The organism is Duganella sp. Dugasp78 (assembly GCF_059491455.1).
Genome location: NZ_CP168506.1, coordinates 5,040,097 through 5,059,503, shown reverse-complemented (window position 1 = coordinate 5,059,503; position 19,407 = coordinate 5,040,097). Strand labels below are relative to the sequence as shown.

General features: G+C 66.5%; 17 protein-coding genes. 2 read left to right on the top strand and 15 right to left on the bottom strand.

The features are described 5' to 3' along the window. Positions 1-58 precede the first annotated feature (58 nt). The gene (locus ACEN9O_RS22455) at positions 59-1,129 is read left to right on the top strand and encodes an NAD(P)-dependent alcohol dehydrogenase (RefSeq protein ID WP_495614021.1); all 1,071 of its coding nucleotides are present in this window, start codon (positions 59-61) and stop codon (positions 1,127-1,129) included. Here ACEN9O_RS22455 and ACEN9O_RS22450 read toward each other — a convergent pair. The 6 genes from ACEN9O_RS22450 to ACEN9O_RS22425 all read right to left on the bottom strand — a co-directional run bounded on the left by ACEN9O_RS22450 (position 1,126) and on the right by ACEN9O_RS22425 (position 6,769). Further along, the gene (locus tag ACEN9O_RS22450; protein WP_495614020.1) at positions 1,126-2,457 is read right to left on the bottom strand and encodes an MFS transporter; all 1,332 of its coding nucleotides are present in this window, start codon (positions 2,455-2,457) and stop codon (positions 1,126-1,128) included. The genes ACEN9O_RS22455 and ACEN9O_RS22450 overlap by 4 nt on opposite strands. A gap of 30 nt (positions 2,458-2,487) precedes the next feature. After that, entirely contained in the window at positions 2,488-3,612 is a 1,125-nt protein-coding gene (locus ACEN9O_RS22445; RefSeq protein ID WP_495614019.1) for a porin, read from the bottom strand. Positions 3,613-3,691: 79 nt separating this feature from the next. Further along, entirely contained in the window at positions 3,692-4,147 is a 456-nt protein-coding gene (gene aroQ / locus ACEN9O_RS22440) for a type II 3-dehydroquinate dehydratase (RefSeq protein WP_495614018.1), read from the bottom strand. A 15-nt stretch (positions 4,148-4,162) separates the two neighbouring features. After that, on the bottom strand, positions 4,163-5,050 hold the full coding sequence (locus ACEN9O_RS22435) for a sugar phosphate isomerase/epimerase family protein (protein WP_495614017.1): 888 nt from the start codon (positions 5,048-5,050) through the stop codon (positions 4,163-4,165). After that, the gene (locus ACEN9O_RS22430; protein WP_495614016.1) at positions 5,047-5,892 is read right to left on the bottom strand and encodes a shikimate dehydrogenase family protein; all 846 of its coding nucleotides are present in this window, start codon (positions 5,890-5,892) and stop codon (positions 5,047-5,049) included. Before ACEN9O_RS22430 ends, ACEN9O_RS22435 begins: the two co-directional genes overlap by 4 nt. After that, entirely contained in the window at positions 5,885-6,769 is an 885-nt protein-coding gene (locus ACEN9O_RS22425; protein WP_495614015.1) for a 4-hydroxyphenylpyruvate dioxygenase, read from the bottom strand. The genes ACEN9O_RS22430 and ACEN9O_RS22425 overlap by 8 nt, the downstream gene beginning before the upstream one ends. Before the next feature lie 128 nt (positions 6,770-6,897). Between ACEN9O_RS22425 and ACEN9O_RS22420 the strand changes: the two genes are divergently transcribed. Beyond that, positions 6,898-7,680: an IclR family transcriptional regulator domain-containing protein gene (locus ACEN9O_RS22420; protein ID WP_495614014.1), complete on the top strand. Its 783-nt coding sequence runs from the start codon at positions 6,898-6,900 to the stop codon at positions 7,678-7,680. Between the two features lie 16 nt (positions 7,681-7,696). On the opposite strand, the gene ACEN9O_RS22415 is transcribed toward ACEN9O_RS22420, so the two are convergent. The 9 genes from ACEN9O_RS22415 to ACEN9O_RS22375 all read right to left on the bottom strand — a co-directional run bounded on the left by ACEN9O_RS22415 (position 7,697) and on the right by ACEN9O_RS22375 (position 19,353). Beyond that, positions 7,697-8,152 carry a cache domain-containing protein gene (locus ACEN9O_RS22415; RefSeq protein WP_495614013.1) on the bottom strand — a complete coding sequence of 152 codons (456 nt, stop codon included), beginning with the start codon at positions 8,150-8,152 and terminating at the stop codon, positions 7,697-7,699. Positions 8,153-8,264: 112 nt separating this feature from the next. Further along, positions 8,265-9,554 carry an NAD(P)/FAD-dependent oxidoreductase gene (locus ACEN9O_RS22410; RefSeq protein ID WP_495614012.1) on the bottom strand — a complete coding sequence of 430 codons (1,290 nt, stop codon included), beginning with the start codon at positions 9,552-9,554 and terminating at the stop codon, positions 8,265-8,267. Then, the gene (locus ACEN9O_RS22405; RefSeq protein ID WP_495614011.1) at positions 9,551-10,897 is read right to left on the bottom strand and encodes a glutamine synthetase family protein; all 1,347 of its coding nucleotides are present in this window, start codon (positions 10,895-10,897) and stop codon (positions 9,551-9,553) included. Before ACEN9O_RS22405 ends, ACEN9O_RS22410 begins: the two co-directional genes overlap by 4 nt. Positions 10,898-11,120: 223 nt before the next feature. Continuing rightward, the gene (locus ACEN9O_RS22400; RefSeq protein ID WP_495614010.1) at positions 11,121-11,846 is read right to left on the bottom strand and encodes a TetR/AcrR family transcriptional regulator; all 726 of its coding nucleotides are present in this window, start codon (positions 11,844-11,846) and stop codon (positions 11,121-11,123) included. A gap of 55 nt (positions 11,847-11,901) precedes the next feature. Continuing rightward, entirely contained in the window at positions 11,902-13,338 is a 1,437-nt protein-coding gene (locus ACEN9O_RS22395) for an amidase (protein WP_495614009.1), read from the bottom strand. A 14-nt stretch (positions 13,339-13,352) separates the two neighbouring features. Continuing rightward, entirely contained in the window at positions 13,353-14,885 is a 1,533-nt protein-coding gene (locus tag ACEN9O_RS22390; RefSeq protein ID WP_495614008.1) for an aldehyde dehydrogenase family protein, read from the bottom strand. Positions 14,886-15,002: 117 nt separating this feature from the next. Then, positions 15,003-16,553, bottom strand: coding sequence for a flavin monoamine oxidase family protein (locus ACEN9O_RS22385; protein WP_495614007.1), 1,551 nt, complete (start codon positions 16,551-16,553; stop codon positions 15,003-15,005). Positions 16,554-16,571: 18 nt separating this feature from the next. Next, positions 16,572-17,915 (bottom strand): APC family permease, encoded by a 1,344-nt coding sequence (locus ACEN9O_RS22380; RefSeq protein WP_495614006.1) that lies wholly within the window; start codon positions 17,913-17,915, stop codon positions 16,572-16,574. Between the two features lies 1 nt (position 17,916). Beyond that, a complete protein-coding gene (locus ACEN9O_RS22375) occupies positions 17,917-19,353 on the bottom strand; it encodes an amidase (protein WP_495614005.1) in 1,437 nt (478 codons plus the stop codon). Positions 19,354-19,407: the final 54 nt, after the last annotated feature.

The following is a 19,407-nucleotide window of genomic DNA, read 5'->3' as shown; positions in this document are numbered from 1 at the left end:
TGTCGCGCGGGAGGGGCTAAGCTGTGCCCACCCTGCATTCATCATTCAAGGACCAACCATGCCAGTCAACGTACTTTCCTACGCAGCCGTTTCCGCGACCGAACCACTGCGCCCATATCGCCTCGACCGCCGCGATCCACGCCGCGACGACGTCGTCATCGACATCCTGTATTGCGGCGTGTGCCACTCCGACCTGCACGCCGCCCGCAACGACTGGGGCTGGACCAGCTACCCCATCGTGCCGGGCCACGAGATCATCGGCCGCGTCACCGCCGTCGGCGCCCAGGTGAGCCGCTTCAAGGTGGGCGACGTGGTCGGCGTCGGCTGCATGGTCGATTCCTGCGGCGTGTGTGCCGCTTGCGGCCAGGGCCACCAGCAGCATTGCCTGGAAGGCCCGACCTTCACCTACGGCGGCGCCGACCGCATCGACGGCAGTCCCACCCAGGGCGGCTACTCGGAAAAGATCACCGTCAAGCAGGGGTATGTGCTGCGCATTCCCGACGGCCTCGATCTGAAGGGCGCGGCACCGCTGCTGTGCGCCGGCATCACCACCTGGTCGCCACTGAAGAACTATCACGCCGGTCCCGGCGCCAGGGTTGCCGTGATGGGTCTCGGCGGGCTGGGACATATGGCGATCAAGCTGGCCAAGGCGCTGGGCGCCGAAGTCACCTTGCTGACGCGTTCACCGGGCAAGGAAGCCGACGCGCGCCGCCTCGGCGCCGACCATGTGGTGCTGTCGTCCGACCCGGCGCAGCTGGCGGAGGTGGCCGGCCGGTTCAACCTGATCATCGACACCGTGCCGTATGTGCATGACCTGAATCCCTACATCCCTACGCTGGCGTTCAAGGGCACGCTGGTGCTGGTCGGGTATCTCGGACCGCTGGAGCCGGCGCTCAATTCGGCGGCGATGGTCATGGGCAGCAAGGTGGTGGCCGGATCGCTGATCGGCGGCATTCCGGCAACCCAGGAAATGCTGGATTTCTGCGGCCGGCACGGGATCGCCTCGGACGTCGAAGTCATCTCCATGCGGGACATCAACGACGCCTATGAGCGCCTGCTCAAAAGCGACGTCAAATACCGTTTCGTGATCGACATGGCCTCGCTACGGGCGCCGGCAGTTCCTGCCTAACGACTCCCCAGTTCATGCATCGGCACGCGGAAGGTCTCGCGTGCTGTCGCCACAGAGATCGCCGAAATCAAACTGGTCACCGTCACGAACGCCGCCACCGGTATCCAGCCGCCCGGCCCCGGCTGCAGCACCGCCGCGCTGATGGTCGGTGCGAAGCCGCCCAGCGCAAAGCCGATCTGGGTGCCGATCGCCATCCCGGACAGGCGCACGCGTGTGCTGAACATCTCTCCGTACAGCGAAGGCCAGACACCGTTGGCGGCGCTGTACACCACGCCCGACAGCAGCAGGCCGAAGGTGAACACCAGCGGCAGGTTGACGACGCTGATGCTCCACATGTAAGGCCAGATCAGCGCCGCCGATCCCAACGCGCCGAAGATGAACACCGGCTTGCGGCCAACGCGGTCCGACAGCGCCGCGAACAGCGGGATCGCAGCCAGCGCCACCACGTTGGCCAGCACCAGCACCGTCAACATGGTGGTGCGTGGAATGTGCATGGTGTTGACGGCGTAGGACAGCGTGAACACGCTGAAGATCGTGCTCACCACCGAGACCAGCGCGGCGAAGATCACCCGCAGCAGATTGGCCTTGTGGTCCTGGAACAGCAGCGCCACCGGCATGCGGCTAGGCTTGTGGTCGGACTCCTCGGCGAAGGCCGGCGTCTCGGGCAAGGTGCGGCGCACCCATATGCCCACCGCCACCACGATCGCGCTCAGGAAGAAGGGAATGCGCCAGCCCCACGACAGCAGCTGCTCTTCCGGCAGCGCCGACAGCGGCAGGAACACCAGCGTCGCCAGGATCAGCCCTGCCTGCGTGCCGCTCAGCGTGAAGCTGGTGAAGAAGGCGCGCCGGTGCGCCGGCGCATGCTCCAGTGTCATGGAGTTGGCGCCGGCCTGTTCGCCGGCGGCCGATATCCCCTGCAGCATGCGCAGCACCACCAGCATGATGGGCGCGGCGATGCCGACCTGGCCGTAAGTCGGCAGCAGGCCGACCATGAAAGTGGAAATCCCCATCAGCAGCAGGGTGAAGGTCAGCACCCGCTTGCGGCCGTAGCGGTCGCCCACGTGGCCCAGCAGCACCGCGCCTATCGGCCGCGTGACGTAGCCGACGCCGAAAGTGGCGAAAGCCGCCACCGTGGCCGCCGCCGGATCAAAGGCGGGGAAGAAGATTTTTCCGAACACCAGTGCTGCCGCCGTGCCGTAGATGAAGAAGTCGTAGTATTCGACCGCGCTGCCGATCCAGCTGGCAAAGGCTGCCTTGCGCGGCGAGCGTGGCGGCGGCGCTGCCGCGGGCTCCTTGCCCGCCTTGTCTCTCATCGCTGCTATTGTCATGTCGTCCTCCAGTTAGCTATTGTAGTTGGGTTAAAACTTGTGCAGGATGCCGGCCTGCAGGCCGGTCAAATGTTTGCCGTTGATGTCGGCGCCTGCCAGGTTGGCCGAAGGTCCGGCCGAGCCGCTGAAGCGGAAGCCGGCGTTGGCCTGGTTCTGCATCACGCTGGCGAAGCCGTACAGCGTGGTGCGTTTGGACAGCTCGTAATAGGCGCCTGCATTGGCGCCGCGCGCACCGCCCTCGCCGCCGGAGGTGTCCTTGATCACGCCATACAGCGCGCCCACGCGCAGCCGGCTGCTGATGCCGTAGTCGGCCGACACCTGGTAGAAATTGTAGTAGCGGGCCGCATTGCGGTCGGTGCCGGCGAAGAAGTTGTTCGGGTTGCTGACGTTATTGAGTATCACGCCGGCATTCAGGCCATTGGCGTTGGCCGTGGAGTTGTTGCTGCGCGCCGCCGCCAGATATATCGTGCCGCTGCCGTACTGATAGTCGGCGTAGACGTTGTGGTACACCACCTTGTCCCGCACCGTCGCGGTGACCGTGTTGGGGCTGGCCTGCAATCCCGCATAACCGACGCGATAAGGCCCGTTGCGATAGTCCAGCGCCAGCTGGTAGATCGGGCTGTTGCCACGCGTGGCGGCGCCGTTTTCCGGCAACGCGTAGTGCAGCACCAGCTGCGCCCCGGCCAGACGCGGCGTGCGGTAGGACAGGTCGTTGTCGTAGCGCGAAGGGATCCCGAAGGTGTTGAACAGCGAGCCGAAGGTGGTACGGTCGGTATAGTCGATGGCGCCGCCGATCAGGAAGATCTCCGTGTTCTGGCGGCCGATGCGGTATTCGCCGCTGGGTGCCTCGATGCCGACCCATGCCTGGCGGTCGAACAGGCGGGTGGTATCGGCGCCGGTGCCGGTATCGGCGTTGATGCCCTGCTCCAGCGTGAACTTCACCTTGTAGCCGCCGCCGATGTCCTCCGTGCCGCGAAAACCGAGGCGGCTGCGCAGGATGGCGCCGTCGTTCAGGCCCGTGATATGGGCGCCGCTGCTGCTGCGGATGTAGCCCACGTATTCGTCGAAATTGCCGTAGATTTCCACGTTGGACTGCGCCTGGGCGGCGGCCTGCCATGCTGCCATGCAGGCCAGCGCGATTGCTTGCTTCTTCATTGTGTCTCCGTTTTATTCACATCGTATGGTTGCTGCGGATTCCCCTCGGTACTGCTGCGAAGCGAGGGAGCTTCGTTCTTTAAACCTGTGCCAGCGCGGCGATCGCCAGCGCATAGCCCTGCACGCCGAAGCCGGCCATCACGCCATGCGCCACCGGCGACAGCCACGAGTGATGACGGAACGGCTCGCGCGCATGGACGTTGGAGATGTGCAGCTCGATCACCCGCACCGACGCGCCCTTGATGGCGTCATGCAGCGCCACCGAGGTGTGGGTGTAGGCGCCGGCGTTGAACACCACACCGGCCAGCGTGCCCTGCGCCTGCGCCGCGCCGGCGGCGTGGATGGCGTCGATCAGCACACCCTCGTGGTTGGACTGGCGGAAATCGAGCGAGTAGCCGTGCCGCTCGCAGGCTGCGGCGCACAGGCGCTCGACGTCGGCCAGCGTGGCGGCGCCGTACACGGCCGGCTCGCGCTGGCCGAGCAAATTCAGATTGGGACCGTTCAATACCATCACGGTCTGGCTTGCGTTCTGCATGGTCTGGTCTCCGTTTCAGGCCATCGTCGGGTGGGCCGCGGTGGGCCGCCGCACCTCAAGGCTGCGCCGCAGCACCTGGTCGGTGACCCACTTGGCGGCGCGGTGAGCGCGCTGGCCGACGATCTCCGGCGCCAGTTGCAGGTAGTCGTCGTTGAAGACCTCGAAGCTGTAGTCGCCGCGATAGCCGCCGCGATCCAGCCGGCGCAGCAAATCCGTGAGCTCCGCCGAGTGCGCGCCCTCGCCGGGGAACACGCGCAGATGGCGTGCCGTCTCCAGCCGCTCCTCGGCGCTTCGGATGTCGCGCCACATGTAGTCGGACAGCTGCACCATCGCGATCTTGTGGCTGGGGATGTCCTCCAGCCCTTCCAGGCCGGCCTGGTTGGCCAGCATGTGGAAGGAATCGATCACCACGCCCAGATTGGCATGGTCGGCCAGTTCCACCGCTTCCCACGATTGCTCGTACTGGTTGACGTGGCGGCCCCAGGACAGCGCCTCGTACCCCACCCGCACGCCCAGCGGCACCGCCAGCGTCGCCAGCTTGGCCAGGTGGCGCGCGATCAGCCGCATGTCGCCGCTGGCGTGGCTGGAAGTGCTGGAGCAGACCATCAGCAGCGGCGAGCCAACCGCCTGGCACACCCGCAGCATCTGGCGGGCGATATCGAGCTTGTATTCATGCAGTGCGCCATCCAGGCCCTCGTAGTCGCGCATCACCTGGATGCCGGTCACGCGCACGCCGCTGGCGCGCACCAGCCGCACCGCTTCATCAAGGCCGCCGGGGTGGCCGGCCAAGTCGCGCGCCCACAGCATGATCTGGCTGAAACCTGCCGCGCGCGTGGCGCGCAGCTTCGCTTCCAATGGACCGGCCAGGGTGATGCTGTCCATGCCGAAGTTGGAGAGGTTCACAGGGCCTCCAATGCGCGGAAGGCATCCGACGACACGCCGGGCCAGCCAAACAGCTCCAGATACAGGGGCGCCTGCTCGATCAGCATCTCCTTGCCCTTCTGAATGCGGCAGCCCAGTTCCTGCGCCTGGCGCAGCAGACGGCTCATCTCGATCTTCATGCCGCAATCGGCCACGATGCAGCGCGGCGACACGCCACGCAGGTCGATCGGCAGCGCATCGTCGGGATGCATGCCGAGCGGAGTCGAATTGATCACCAGGTCGAAGCCGGCGGCAAGCGGCGGTGCGATCTCGATCCGCGTGGCGGGGAACGCCAGCCGCAGGCGCTGCTGCAAGGCCTGCGCCTGGTCGGCACGGGTATCGTAGATGGCCACCTCGCCGATGCCGCGTTCGGCCAGCGCATAGGCCACCGCGCAACCGACGCCGCCGCTGCCAACCACTAGCGCGCGCGACGCCGGCCAGTCCAGCGGTGCGTCGCCGCAGGTGCGGTCGAAGGCGCGGATGAAGCCTTCGCCGTCGATCAGGTCACCCAGTATGCGGCCCTGCCCGTCCTTGTAGATGGCGTTGCAGGCGCCGGCCAGCCTGGCGCGTGGGCTGGGCACGTCCACCGCGTCCACGCTCATCGGCTTGTGCGGAATGGAGACGAAGATGCCGCCCACGTTGGGGAAGGACATCAGCAGCCGCACGGCGGCCGTGTAGGACTCGGGCGGCACCTTCAGCGGCACCACGCGCGCATCGATGCCGTGGCGTTGGAAATAGGCGTTGAACAGCGCCGGCGCCTTGACCTGTTCGACCGGCCAGCCGATCACGGGGAAAATGCGGGTAGTGCCGGAAATCTCAATCATGGTTCTTCTCCAGGTGGCTGACGACCAGCTCGAAACTGACGCCACCCTTGTACAGTTGTGTCAATGCGCCGCGTTCGTTGGACTGCGCCGGTGCGCGGTCGATGAATACGATGCCCCTTTGCTGCAGCGCGCGCACCGCCTCCAGCACGTCCGGCGCGCCGAAGCCGACCCGTATCAGCTGCTCGCCCCATTGCAGGCCGCCCGCACCTTCGGGCGGTTCGACCAGTTGCAGGTAGAAGCTGTGGCACGGGCTTTCGAGCAGTGTCCCTTTCGGCACCACTCCGAAGTAGCGGCCTTCGGGCAGGACGCGGAAGTCCATCAGCTGCTGGTAGAAATCGATCCACTCCGGCGCGCGGCTGGCGCCGATGGCCTGCACCACGCCGAAGAAATGCATGCCCGCCAGCGCCGGCGGATTGACCGGCGCGTTGGGGATGGGCTTGAAGTCGACGTCGTAGATCGAGAAGTCGCGGAAGCGGTCGACGAAGTACAGGATCGAATCGCCGGCGCCGTGCACGCCGGGGATGTTCAGCTCCATCACGCCGGCGCGGGTCTGGATCGCCCAGGCGCCCATGTCGAGCGCGTGGCGGTAGGCGGCGTCGGCGTCGCGCACCCGCAGCGCGATGGCGCTGATGACGGTCGACTGCGGATCGGCGCCCGATTGCGGCAGTGCGCGCGGGTCGGCGTTGACGATCACGTTCATGCCGCCCTGGCGGTACAGCGTGACCTCACGCGAGCGGTGGCGGGCGGTGGCCACGAAGCCCAGCTGCTCCAGCAGCGCGCCGAACGCCAGCGGCTGCGCGCTCGCATATTCGACGAACTCGATGCCGTCGATGCCCAGCGGATTGTGCGGTTCCGGGTTGTGTTCCTGTGCCGTCATGGTGGTCCTCGTTTGCTTGAATGAGGCCAGTGTAGAAAAGCCGGGGACCGAAAAACAGCCCGAAAAACGGTTGAAATTGCACTAATCGCGCGAAGTGCGCGATAATCGCGCAAAACAAGGAGCTGGCGATGAAGAAAAGCGCGTTGCAGGATGTGGTGGTCGACAAGCGCGACCAGATCGAGGGCCTGATCAAGGGACTGGAGGTGATACGCGCCTTCGACCATGAGTCGGTGCGGCTGACGCCAACGGAGCTGGGGGAGAAAGTGGGCCTGAGCCGCACGGCCGCGCGGCGTTATCTGCTGACGCTGGTCCATGTCGGCATGGCGGCCACCGACGGCCGCACCTTCTGGCTGCGCCCCAGCGTGCTCAGCATCGGCCATGCGTATGTGGATTCGGCGCGCCTGCCGCGCGCGGTGGTGCCGTATCTGCAAAGGCTGACCAACCAGCTGCAGGAATCGACCAATTATTCGGTGCTCGACGGCGACGACGTGGTCTATGTCAGCCGCGTCAACGCGCCGCGCATCCTGCTTGCGGGCTTTGATCCCGGCATGCGGCTGCCGGCCTACACCTCGACCGCTGGCCGGGTGCTGTTGTCCTCACTCAGCGATGATGCCCTAAGGGCCTATCTGGAGCGCATCACGCCGATCGCCTACACCCACCTGACGGTGACCGACAAGGAGCAGCTGTTCGGCGAGATCGTCGCCATACGGGAAGATGGTTTCGGCTCGACCGAAAACCAGTATGAAATGGGCTTGCGCGGCATCTCGGTGCCGGTCAAGAATCGCGTGGGCCAGATGGTGGGCGCGCTGTCGACCTCGATGCCGGCCACCCACGGCAGCCGCAAGGAGGCGATCGCGCGCTGCGTGCCGGCCATGCAGGCGGTGGCCAACACGCTGATGCTGTGGGTCTGACGACGCCAGGCCCCGCTTACTTGCCTTTGTAGATGCCGGCTTCGAGGATGATGTCGCCCTGCTTGACGAAGTAGGTCGACTTCTTCTCGATCTCGCCGGTGGCCGGATTGTTGTAGCGGTAGTCGACCCAGCCCTTGCCCTTGCTCTTGGCCGTGTCGATGATCTCCTTGCGGAACAGCTTGCCATCCGCATCGGGCAGCACCACCATGTTCTTGCCGACCAGCTTGGGGTTGGTCGGGTGCGCCAGCTGGGTGCCATCCAGCGCCCGCACGGTCAGGTAGGTGTGCTCATTGACGAACTCGGGATTCTTGCTGTTGACTTCCTTGATCAGGGCGTCCTTGCCATTTTTTTGCAGGTAGCTCGCGCCCTTGTCCACCATCTCAACGGCGGCGGCGGCCGCGTCCGCAGCCAGCGCAGGCACGGACGATAACGCGCTCGTAGCCAACAACACGGATAGGATAGTATTTTTCATGGTGTCTCCGAAATTAGTCTGTCGTCGCTGCAATGGCGACAAGCCACTATATCAGTTCTACACAGGAGGCCGGCCCCTCCTCCGCTACGTAATTTCCCTTATAGGCAAAGGATCAACGTAGTCGTTCCAGCATCAGGAAGTACCACATGCCCAGTGCCAGCATCTGCCGTCCCAGCCAGTCGCCGACCGGCGCCCGCACATGGCTGAAGCGCTGGAACACGTCGAACCGGTCCATCGTTCCCGCGATGGCACTGGCCATGACCTCGCCGACGATGTGCGAGGTGGCCAGCCCGTGCCCCGAATAGCCCTGCGCATACCAGACATTGTGCGCCAACTTGCCCAACTGCGGAATCCGGTTGAAAACGATGCCCATGTCGCAACTCCACTGGTAGTCGATCTCCACCCCGCGCAACTGCGGAAAGGTACGCTCTATGCATGGCCGCAGTTCGGCCGCGATGTCGCGCGAGGCCTTGCCGGAATAGTTGGCGCCGCCGCCGAACAACAGCCGTCCGTCGGCCGTGGTGCGATAGTAGTCCAACACGAAGCGGCTGTCGTACACCGCCACGTCCTGCGGATTGAGCTGGCGCGCCAGCTCCCCCAGCGGCGCGGTGGCGACGATGCCGCCAGCGGCCGGAAAGATCATGCCGCCCAGCCGGCGCCGCTCCAGCTTGTGGCTGACGTCACCCGCCAGCAGGATCTGGTCGGCGACGATGCGTCCACGCTCCAGGCGCAGCGCCGGCGTGGCGCCGTGGATGATCTCCAGCACCGGCGACTGCTCGAAGATCAAGCCGCCCAGGCTGGCCAGCGCCCGCGCCTCGCCCAGGCACAGGTTCAGCGGATGCAGGTGCAGGTTGTTGCGGTTGTAGATGCCGCCGTGGTACAGCGGCGTGGCGAGGAAGCGCTCCAGCTCGTGCGCCTCGACCAGCTCCACCATGTCGCCCTTGCCGCGCCGGACTATCGCCTCATAAGTAGCGCGCATGGCGTGCATATCACCCGGCTTGTAGGCGGCGTGCAGGTGGCCGGACTTGAGGTCGCAATCGATGCCGTAGCGGGCGATGCGCTCGCGGATGATGTCCTGTCCGCGCCAGCGCAGGTGCCAGATAAATTCCTCAGCCACCCCGCGCCCGGCCTGGCGCGTCAGTTGCCGCAGGATGGCGCCGTCGCCCGACAGGCTGCCCGTCACCTGCCCGCCGTTGCGGCCGGACTGGCCCCAGCCGATGCGATGGGCCTCGACCAGCGCCACCCGCTTGCCCTGCTCGGCCAGCTCCAGCGCCGTGGCCAGGCCAGTGAAGCCGCCGCCGATGACGGCGACATCGACCCGCAGCTCGCCCTCCAGCCTGGGGTAGCGCGCCGTGCTGTTGGCGGTGGCGTTGTAGTACGAATGGATGCGTTCGCTACTCATGCCAGCTCCAGGTAACGTTGCAGTTCCCAGTCCGTCACGCTCTGGTTGAACTGGGCCACTTCCCACTGCCGGGTCTGGACGAAATGGCGCACGAATTCCTCGCCCATCAGCTCACGCGCCAGCGGCGAGCGTTCCATCGCGGCGGTGGCCTCGGCCAGCGTGCGCGGCAATCGCTCGACCTGCTCGGCGCCGCGATTGGCGCCGGCCACCGGCGGCAGCTCCAGCGCCAGCTTGTGCTCGATGCCGTACAGGCCGGACGCCAGCGCGGCGGCAATCGCCAGGTAGGGATTGGCGTCAGCGCCGGCGGTGCGGGTCTCCAGCCGCATGCTGTGGCTGCCGCCGGGGATCACGCGCAGCGCGGCGTTGCGGTTGTCCACCGCCCAGGTCGGCTTGACCGGCGCCAGGTTGTGATCCACCAGCCGTTTGTAGCTGTTGATGAACGGCGCCAGCATCGGCAGCAGATGCGGCAGGCAATGCAGCTGGCCGGCGATGAAATGGCGCATGGTGTCGCTCATGCGGTGCTCGCCGCGCTCGTCGTGGAAGCAGTTGCGGCCGTCCCGCCACAAGCTCTGGTGCAGGTGCTGGCCGCAGCCCGCGTAGTCGGTCGAGTACTTGGCCATGAAGGTGTTCAGGAGGCCGTGGCGGCGGCCGATCTCGCGCACCGATTCCTTGAACAGCACCGCGCGGTCGGCGGTCTTGAGGGCGTCGCCGTAGCGGATCGCCGCTTCGAAGTTGCCGGGGCCGGCCTCGGTGTGCAGGGCTTCCAGCGGCACGTCGATGGCGTTCAGACCTGTGAACAGTTCGCGCACAAACGCTTGCCGGGCGCCGAGGCGGAACGGCGAGTAGTTGGTCAGGCCGTGGGTGGCGGTCTGCAGGTCGCGGTAGCCTTTGGCGCGTACCGACACCTCGGTCTCGTCCAGGACGAACCATTCGAACTCGGCGCCCACCTGGGCGGAATAGCCGAGCGCGTCTGCCTTGGCCAGCACCCGCTTCAGCACCTGGCGCGGGCAGATCGGCAATGGCGTGCCGTCGGCGCGGGTGTGCTCGCCGAGGATCAGCCAGCAGTTGTCGTCCCACGGCAGCTGGCGCGCGGTGGCGGGATCCAGCACCAGGCCGATGTCGGGAAAGCCGGTGTGGAAACCGGTGAAGCTGACCTGCTGGTACAGCTGGTCCTGGATATCCCAGCCGAACACGGCGCTGGCGATGGTGCCGCCGCCGTCCAGCATGCTGGCGATCTTTTCGCCGGACAGGTGCTTGCCACGGCTGACGCCGTCGATATCGGTGACGAGGAAGCGGGCATAGGGCTGGCCTGCCAGCAGGTCTTTGGAAAATGTAGTGTTCATGATGTACTCTCGATGCGGTTGGTCCTGCGGACGCGCAGGCGCACGCCACCGGCGCGAACGCCGGTGGACGGATGGGACTGGAGTGGGAGCCGGTAGAACTTAGGGAAACCTCGAAATACCGTCGTTCCCGCGCAGGCGGGAACCCATAGGCCGCGTACTCAGAGGCTCAGTATGGATTCCCGCATGCGCGGGAATGACGAATTGGAAGTTTTTCGAGGTGCCCTTAGGTGACGTCGGGCGGCGCTTCAGGGCGCGGCTTGGCCAGGCGCCCCTGTTCGTTCAGCAGCATCATGTGGCTGGCCAGCGCGTGATGGCAGATCAGGCGGTGGCTCTCGAACAGCGCTGCATGCGCCGGATCGCGCATGATCGACTCGATCAGCAGATGGTGGTCCAGGATGGTCATGGTGCGCGCCATGACGCCGCAGTGCTCCTTGTCGACATACGGCACCAGGAACTGGATGGCGTCGGTCAGCAAGACTTTCACTTGCAGGTCGATCTCATGCTCCAGCGCCTTCAGCGCCGGCACCGAGGACAGCAGCGTGATCAGCTCGCTCACTCCCGGCACCTGCTGGTACAGCGGCTTGACGGCCGCGTACACCATGCCGAGGTAACGGATCAGATCGTTGCAACCGGTCTTGGACGGATGAATGGCGGCCACCGCCTCCTTGACCTGTTGCAGCCACTGGCTGGCCAGCGCGTGGACCACCGCCTCCTTGTTGGGGAAGTATTCGTACAGGCCGCCCACCGACAGGCCCGCCGCCTCGGCGATGCGCTTGGTGGTGAGTTTGCCGAGGCCGCCGCGCGCGATTTCCTGTCCGGCCGCCTTGAGGATGACCTCGATCGTCTTATGGCCGCGCTCCTGCTGCGGCACGCGCCGCTTGGCGGCCGGCTTGACGGCGGCCTTGGCGCTGGCCGGCGCCACCTGGGCGAGGGATTCTTTTTTTTGCATACGTTTCAGTGACTATTCGAAGGGCGGCGCACAGCGCCGATTATGCCACAGCAGTTCAAGCTGCCGGGCCCACGGTGGGAAAGCGTTCGCTGAACAGCGGCGACGTGCCGGCCCGCGCATGGTTGGCACCGATCCGGAACACGGTCTCGTCGTCGTAGGCATTGGCGACGATCTGCATGCCGGTCGGCACGCCGAGATCGGACAGGCCGGTCGGCGCCGCCAGCACCGGATAGCGGTTGAGCAGGTTGAACGGTGGCGTCAGACACCAGCCCAGGTAGGCGTCGACCTGGTGGCCGTTGATGTCGAGCAGCGGCTCGGCCACCGGGTCCTGGTCGGCGGCCAGGTCGGTGGTCAGCATCGAGGCGCAGATGAAGGCCGTGTAGCCCTGGCCCCAGACCTTGTCCTGCATCTCGCGCTGCAGACGCTGGCCCAGCGCGGCGCTCGGCATGACCGAGGCGCGCGGACCGCCGGCCTTTTCGTGCAGCTCGGCGGTGTAGCTGTTCAGCTTGTGCAGGTCGGCGTGCGGAATCTCTCGCATGAACTCGTCCACGAACAGCGCGCGCAAGCCTTCCAGCAGCACCCGGTTGATCTCCTCCAGGTCCCAGTTCAGCGCCACCTCCTCGACCACGGCGCCGCGCTTGCGCAAGCCGTCCAGCGCCGTCATCAAGTTGCGGCGGATGTCGTCCTCCAGCGCCGGATGGCCGAACGCCGGGCTGTAGGCGATGCGCATGCCGTGCAGGTCGCCGTATTCGGTCGGCAGCGGCGTGTACGGCAGCGTGGTGTAGGAGCTGGGATGCGGACCGGCCAGCACGTTCTGCATCAGCACCAGGTCGTCGAAGGTGCGCGTCATCGGCCCCTCCACCGCCTGCGTCATGTATTCGTCGCCTGGCGCGCAGGCCAGGCGGCCGAAGGGCGGCTTGTAGCCGTACACGCCGCACAGCGAGGCCGGCAGGCGGATCGAGCCGGCCATGTCGCTGCCGGTGGCCAATGGCGCCACGCCGGCCGCCAGCGCCGCGCCGGAGCCGCCGCTGGAACCGCCGCAGGAATACGCCGGCGCCCAGGGATTGCCGGTCACGCCATACAACTTGCTCCACGTGTGGCCCAGCACGCAGAACTCGGGATTGGTGGCCTGGAAGTACGGGATCGCGCCCGCCTCCAGCAGCTTGTCGACGATGGGATGGTTCTCGGTGGCGATCTTGTCGCGGTAGACCAGCGAGGCCAGCGGCCGCGGCCAACCCTTGACGCTGGTCTCTTCCTTGATGATCACCGGCACGCCCTCCAGCGGGCGGGCGGTGCCGTCCGCATAGCGGCGGCGCGCCTCCAGCGCCATCGCGCGCGCGGCGTCCAGGTGCAGGCTGGCGGCGCAGTTCACCGTGGCTTGCTGGCGATGGGCCGCTTCGATCAACGTTTCCAGGTAATCGGCCGGGTCCAGCGTTCCGGTGCGGAATTGCGCCAGCAGTTCGGTGGCGGGCAGGTAGTTTGCGTGTTGCATGAAATATCCAGTCATTATGCTTCGGTTACGGCCGCTTGGGCCGGGTAAAACGCCGCGTCCGGGCGCGGCAGCCACCAGTCGTGGATGCGCGGCTGGTGATCGAGGATGACCATCTTGCTGCGGCGGAAGGCGTCCAGTCCCTGCCGGCCCAGCTCGCAGCCCAGGCCGGACATCTTGCTGCCGCTGAAAGGCAGTGCATCGTTGTCGATCAGCGGGTTGTTGATCCAGACCATGCCGGACTCCAGCTTGTCGGCCGCCTCCATGGCCTCGGCCAGGTCGGTGGTGAAGACCGAGGCGCCGAGGCCGAATTCGGAATCGTTGGCCAGCCGCAGCGCCTCGTCGAAATCGGCCACGCGGCAAATCGCCGCCACCGGGCCGAAGCATTCCTCGCGCATGATGGCCATCTGCGGCGTGACGCCGGTAAGGATGGTCGGCTCGTAGAACCAGCCGGGCGGACAGTCCGGCGGTATGCGACCGCCGCAGACGATGCGTGCGCCCTGCTCCACCGCCTGCTGCACCAGCCGCGCCACCTTGTCGCGCGCGGCCTGGCTGACCAGCGGGCCGATCTCGGCCATGCCCATGCCGTCGCCGACGCGCAGCTGCGTCGTGCGGCGCGCGAACTCGGCCACGAATTCATCATGGATCTGGTCGACCACGAAGAAGCGTTCGGACGAGGTGCACACCTGCCCGCTCAGCAGGAAGGCCGAGTTGACGCAGCCGGCCGCCGCCACTTCCAGCGGAGCGTGGCGCGAGATGATCATCGGATCGCTGCCGCCGGCCTCCAGCACGCACGGTTTCATGCGCTCGGCGCAGGCCACACCGACCGCGCGCGCCGCCGCCACGCTGCCGGTGAAGGCCACCGCGTGGGTGCCCGGCGATTGGATCAGCAGCTGCGCCGTGTGGGCGTCGCCCGGCAGGCAGGCCACCAGGCCGGCCGGCAAGGCGGCGAAGTATTCCATGAAGCGCAGCGTGCACAGCGCGGTCGCCTCGGCCGGCTTGATGATGCAGGCGTTGCCGGCGGCCAGCGAGGCGGCCACGGTCCAGCACAGCAGCAGGATGGGATAGTTGAACGGCAGGATGTGCACGCTGACGCCGTAGGGTTCGTAGCGCATGTGCTGGAAGGAGCCGGCCTGGTTGGTGCCGGCCACCTTGCCGCCGTCGTCGCGCGCCATTTCGGCGTAGTAGCGGAACACCGAGGCACAGATCGACAGTTCGCCATACGCGTCCGGATAGGGCTTGCCCATCTCGCCGCAGATCAGCTTGGCGACCTCGCCGCGGATGGGCGCCTGCTCCAGCGCGTGGGCGATGGCGTGCAGCAGCGCGGCGCGGCTGGCGGTGTCGGTCTGCTTCCACAACTTTTGCGCGCGGTTGGCCGAGGCCACCGCCCGCTCGACATCGGCTTCCGCGCACACGGCGTAGCGCCCCACCGTGGTCAGCGTAGCCGGATTGATGGCTTGCTTGGCCTGCCCGGTCAGCGGTTCGACATAGCCACCGTCCAGGTAGACTTGTGCGCGCAGCGGGGTGAAACAGGAAAAATTCACATGCATCTTAATTCCAATTATTTAAGTTAAGTCGCCCCGTCGTTCCCGCGAAGGCGGGAACCCATGGAACCGCTCTGGAGCAAGCTCAGCATGGATTCCCGCTTTCGCGGGAATGACGCGATATCAATGCAGCGCGCGGGCGATGGCCTTGGCGCAGCGCTGGCCGGTTTCCACCGCGCCGTTCAGGAAGCCCGAATGCTGCACCGATGCGTGTTCGCCGGCGAAATGGCAGTTTCCCTGCCGCACGCCGGCGTAGCCGTACCATGTGGTGTAGCTGCCCTTCGGATGCGCCGTGTACGCGCCCTTGGTCCATTGGTAGCCGGGCCAGTAGTTCAGCACCACGCGGCCATTCCACAACGGCTTGATGCCGGGGAAGGTCAGGTTCAGGCCATCGAGCATATCAACCGCCTTGAGGTTGGCCGGCTTGTCGTTCATCGCCAGCGCCACCGCATCGCCCGTGAAACAGGTCAGGATGCCGGCCGTGCCGGGCTGGGCGCGTGTGACTTCCCAGCTGATCTGGTAGCCGGTGTCGCTATCGCTCAAGCCGGTATAGCCCTGTTCGCGCCAGATGCGGCGTTCAAACTGCATCTGGAATTTCGCATGCATGCCCATGCGGAAGGTGCGGATGGTGTCGACCTTGCGCGCATCGAAGCCGGCGCCGCTGTAATCCACGGCGCTTTGCAGGATGGAGAACGGCAAGGCCAGCACCACGTGATCGGCCTGCACCAGGACCGTGTTGGCGCCGTTCTTGAAGGTCAGGCTGTAGCTGTCGTCGGCGTTCTTGACGATGCGGGTCAGCGCATGGTTCTTGACGATTTGACCGCTATCCAGCGTGGCCGCCATGCGGCTGACCAGTTGGTCGTTGCCGCCACGGATGTGGAAGCGCTCGTCCGACGCCTTGGGCGCGAAGAAGCCCACCAGGTCCAGCGCGCTGGTCTCGGTGGCGGCGATGCCGGCCGAGGCGTCCATCAGCAGCTTCAACAGCTTGCCCAGACGCGAATCGAGGCCACCCGGCACGTAGGCGCTGATGTAGTCGGTGCACGACATATTGTCCAGCTCCGCGCCGCGCGCGGTGTGGTTGTCGTAGGTCTGCGGCCACGGCGCTGCCTTGTTGTCGGCGTCGAACTGCGCGACGACGGCATCGAAGTCGGCAACTTGCTCGTCCCAGGTGTAGCGCGCACCGTCGATCCAGAAGGTGAGCTCGCCGCCCTGCTGTTGATCGTAGGCGTTCAGGTCATCCAGCGTCAGGCCCAGTTCGGCGGCCAGCAAGCGCAACTCAAGGTGATCGGTATCGATCAGCTCGCCACCGTTTTCCGCCACCTGGCCGGGGAAGCTGGTGGTGTTGGAGGAGCAACGTCCGCCCAGGTGGTCCGACGCCTCGTACACGGTGGCGCAGATGCCTGCCTTCTTCAACTCGTAGGCGCAGGCCAGGCCGCCCAGACCGGCGCCGACGACCACCACGCGCGCGTCGACGCCGGCACGATGGATGCGGCTTGCCGCCATCAGCGGGCCGCTGGCCAGCATAGTGGCCGAACCGACGGCCGACAGCTTGAGCAGCGCGCGCCGCTCGCGCAGCAACGCCAGCGCCGCTTCGCTCGTCAAGCCGCGCCGCTTGCGCAGGCGGGCCACCTCCATGACGGAGGCCAGGATACGCTTCAAAGGAGAATGTGCCATGTTGTCTCTTTCTAATGGTTATGAGTTGGTCTGCTGGAAAACGTCGCGGGGGATGCCCTGGCTGCGTCGCGAAAACAGCCAATAACCCAAACCGGCCACGAACCAGCAGCCGCCCACGGTCAGCGCCGTGGCGTTCAGGTGGATGAGGATGGTCAGCACGGCGAACATGCCACACAGCGGCACGATCACATGCGCCCACCAGCGCCGCCCTGCGTGCCGGCCAAAGTGCGCCAGCACCGACAGGTGCACGAACAGGAAGCCGACCAGCGCGCCGACGCTGATGAAGATCGCCAGGTCGCTGATGTTGTTGCGCATCAGCAGGGCGATGCCCAGCGAGATGGCGGTCGACACCATCATGGCGACGTAGGGATTGCCGTGCCGGCGATGCACCTTGGCCAGCACCGACGGCAGGCTGCGGTCGCGGCCCATCGCGAACAGCACCCGCGCCACGCCGACCTGCATCGGCAGCACGTTCGGCACGCCCACCACCAGGATCAGGAACCACGCCAGCGCGAGCGAGGCTTTGTGGCCGGCGATGGCGGCCAGCAGTTCGTAGATCACGGTGGCCGGGTCCTGCACCGGGAAGCCCGGCAGCAGGTTGCCCACCACCCACGAGCACAACACGAAGATGCCGCTGGTGATCGCCAGGTTGGTCAGGATGGCCTTGCCGACCACGCGGGTGTTGCCGTCCTTGACTTCCTCGGCCAGGGTCGAGACGGCGTCGAAGCCCAGATACGACATCACGCAGATCGAAGTGGCGGCCAGCACGCTGGTGCCATGGAACTTGCCGGCGTCGAACAACGGCGCCAGCGTCAGCGCCCCGCTGCCGTGGCCGCCGAAGAGCGCAACCAGGAGCAGCCCCACGATGACCAGCACTGCCAGCAGCTGCAGCACCACCGACAGGAAGCTGACGCGCGAGGTGACGCTGATGCCGAACCAGTTCACCGCGAACGTGGCCGCCACCGTCGCCACGATCCAGGTGGCGCGGTCGCCGTGCGGCATCAGTTCCTCCAGGCTCACCGCGCACAGGGCGTAGGTGAAGGCCGGCACCAGCAGGTAGTCCAGCAGTATCATCCAGCCGGCGATGAAGCCGGCGAAGCGGCCCATGGTCTGGCTGGCGAAGCCGTACACCGAGCCGGCGCTGGGCATGGCCGAGGTCATCACCGCGTAGCTGCTGGCCGTGAAGTACACGCACAGCGCGCCCAGCAGGTAGGCCAGCATCGGCAGGCCGCCGGACACGGTCCAGACGAAACCGGCCATCGTCAGCGGCGCTACCGGCGCGGTGTAGGCCAGGCCGTAGAACACCAGGTCGCCGTAGCTGAGCGCGCGCTGGAGCTTGCCGTTTGCATCATCGGCGGCCATCTCAGCGCGCTCCCTGCGGATGACGGGCCAACATGGCCGGATCGGGACGCTTGCCCTGCCACACGCCCGCCTCCACCGCCGCGCCAATGCGGAACACAGTGGTCTCGTCGAAGGTGCGGCCGACCACCTGCACGCCGGTGGGGATGCCGTTGCTGGCGATACCCGACGGCACGCTCAGCACCGGGTGCCGGCTCAGCAGGTTGAACGGGAAGGTCAGCGCGTCGTTGCGCAGCACCGCCATGCTGTCCCGCTCGCCCTCGGCCGCTGCGCCGATGGCGCCCATGGTCGGGCAGATCAGGGCGTCGTAGCGGGTCATCACCTCGGCCAGCGAGTCGTACATGCGGCCGGTGGTGACGTCGGCCGCCAGGTACTGCTCGCCTGTCATGCACAGGCCGGCAGCGGCGAAGTGGCGGATGTAGTCGCTGGTCTCCTGCTCCTGCTCCAGGATGCGGACGGCAAACACGCGGCCGGTCTCGTAGCCCAGCCGGTGTTCCAGCGCATCGGCGGCGCTGCTGTCCCAGCCCAGCGTCACCTGCTCGACGATGGCGCCCTGCGCGCGCAGCGTCTGCACCACCTGGTCCATCGAGCGGCGCACGTCGGCGTGCACCTTGCAGAAGTCCAGGTCGTAGGACAGCGCAATGCGCAAGCCCTTCACCGGCAGAAAGTCCAGCGGCACTTCCAGCTTGGGGCTGATGGTGGCCGGGTCGCGCACGTGCGGGCCGTTCATGATGTTGAACATCAGCGCGCAATCGGCGACGGTGCGCGCCATCGGCCCGATGTGGTTCATCGGATGCAGCGCGTAGCCGATCGGCGTGACCGGCACCCGGCCGTAGCTGGGCTTGAGGCCGACCACGCCGCAATAGCTGGCCGGGATGCGGATCGAACCGCCGATGTCCGAGCCGGACGCCAGCGCTGTCAGGCCGGCCGCCAGTGCGGCGCCGCTGCCGCCGCTGGAGCCGCCGGGTGTCATGGCAGGATGCCACGGATTGCGCGTCACGCCGTGGCGTACCGAGCGGGTGAAGCCGGCCATGTAGAACTCCGGCACATTGGTCTGGGCGTGGATCACCGCGCCGGCGTCGAGCAGGCGCTGGCTGACCGGGGCGTTGACCGTGTCCGGCGTGTTCCCTTGCAGCCAGGAGCCTTTGGTGGTGACCCAGCCGACCAGCGTGTGTTCGTTCTTCAGCGACACCGGGATGCCTTCCAGCGGACGCGGCACAGCGCCACGGCCGGCGTAGGTTTGTTCGGCCTCGCGGGCGGCAGCCCTGGCTTCCTCGCGGCGCTGGGCGCTGAAGGTGTTCAGCACCGGTTCGAGCCGGTCGGCGCGGTCCAGGCAGGCGTCGAGCAGCTCCACCGGCGACAGGTCGCGCGCGCGGAACAGCTGCAAGGCCTCTGTCGCGGGCAGGTAGCAAAGTTCATCGGATTTGTGCAGCATGGTCATGTTCGTGTGTCCTTGTGAATACGGTCTAATAAGTTCCATCCAACCCCGTCATTT

Excerpts from the sequence above, each read along its gene's own strand:
- ACEN9O_RS22455 (WP_495614021.1), top strand. The coding sequence starts at position 59 with ATGCCAGTCAACGTACTTTCCTACGCAGCCGTTTCCGCGACCGAACCA.
- aroQ (WP_495614018.1), bottom strand. The coding sequence starts at position 4,147 with ATGCAGAACGCAAGCCAGACCGTGATGGTATTGAACGGTCCCAATCTG.
- ACEN9O_RS22395 (WP_495614009.1), bottom strand. The coding sequence starts at position 13,338 with ATGCAACACGCAAACTACCTGCCCGCCACCGAACTGCTGGCGCAATTC.
- ACEN9O_RS22425 (WP_495614015.1), bottom strand. The coding sequence starts at position 6,769 with ATGACGGCACAGGAACACAACCCGGAACCGCACAATCCGCTGGGCATC.
- ACEN9O_RS22430 (WP_495614016.1), bottom strand. The coding sequence starts at position 5,892 with ATGATTGAGATTTCCGGCACTACCCGCATTTTCCCCGTGATCGGCTGG.
- ACEN9O_RS22375 (WP_495614005.1), bottom strand. The coding sequence starts at position 19,353 with ATGACCATGCTGCACAAATCCGATGAACTTTGCTACCTGCCCGCGACA.
- ACEN9O_RS22385 (WP_495614007.1), bottom strand. The coding sequence starts at position 16,553 with ATGGCACATTCTCCTTTGAAGCGTATCCTGGCCTCCGTCATGGAGGTG.
- ACEN9O_RS22380 (WP_495614006.1), bottom strand. The coding sequence starts at position 17,915 with ATGGCCGCCGATGATGCAAACGGCAAGCTCCAGCGCGCGCTCAGCTAC.
- ACEN9O_RS22410 (WP_495614012.1), bottom strand. The coding sequence starts at position 9,554 with ATGAGTAGCGAACGCATCCATTCGTACTACAACGCCACCGCCAACAGC.
- ACEN9O_RS22415 (WP_495614013.1), bottom strand. The coding sequence starts at position 8,152 with ATGAAAAATACTATCCTATCCGTGTTGTTGGCTACGAGCGCGTTATCG.
- ACEN9O_RS22405 (WP_495614011.1), bottom strand. The coding sequence starts at position 10,897 with ATGAACACTACATTTTCCAAAGACCTGCTGGCAGGCCAGCCCTATGCC.
- ACEN9O_RS22420 (WP_495614014.1), top strand. The coding sequence starts at position 6,898 with ATGAAGAAAAGCGCGTTGCAGGATGTGGTGGTCGACAAGCGCGACCAG.
- ACEN9O_RS22390 (WP_495614008.1), bottom strand. The coding sequence starts at position 14,885 with ATGCATGTGAATTTTTCCTGTTTCACCCCGCTGCGCGCACAAGTCTAC.
- ACEN9O_RS22400 (WP_495614010.1), bottom strand. The coding sequence starts at position 11,846 with ATGCAAAAAAAAGAATCCCTCGCCCAGGTGGCGCCGGCCAGCGCCAAG.
- ACEN9O_RS22445 (WP_495614019.1), bottom strand. The coding sequence starts at position 3,612 with ATGAAGAAGCAAGCAATCGCGCTGGCCTGCATGGCAGCATGGCAGGCC.
- ACEN9O_RS22450 (WP_495614020.1), bottom strand. The coding sequence starts at position 2,457 with ATGACAATAGCAGCGATGAGAGACAAGGCGGGCAAGGAGCCCGCGGCA.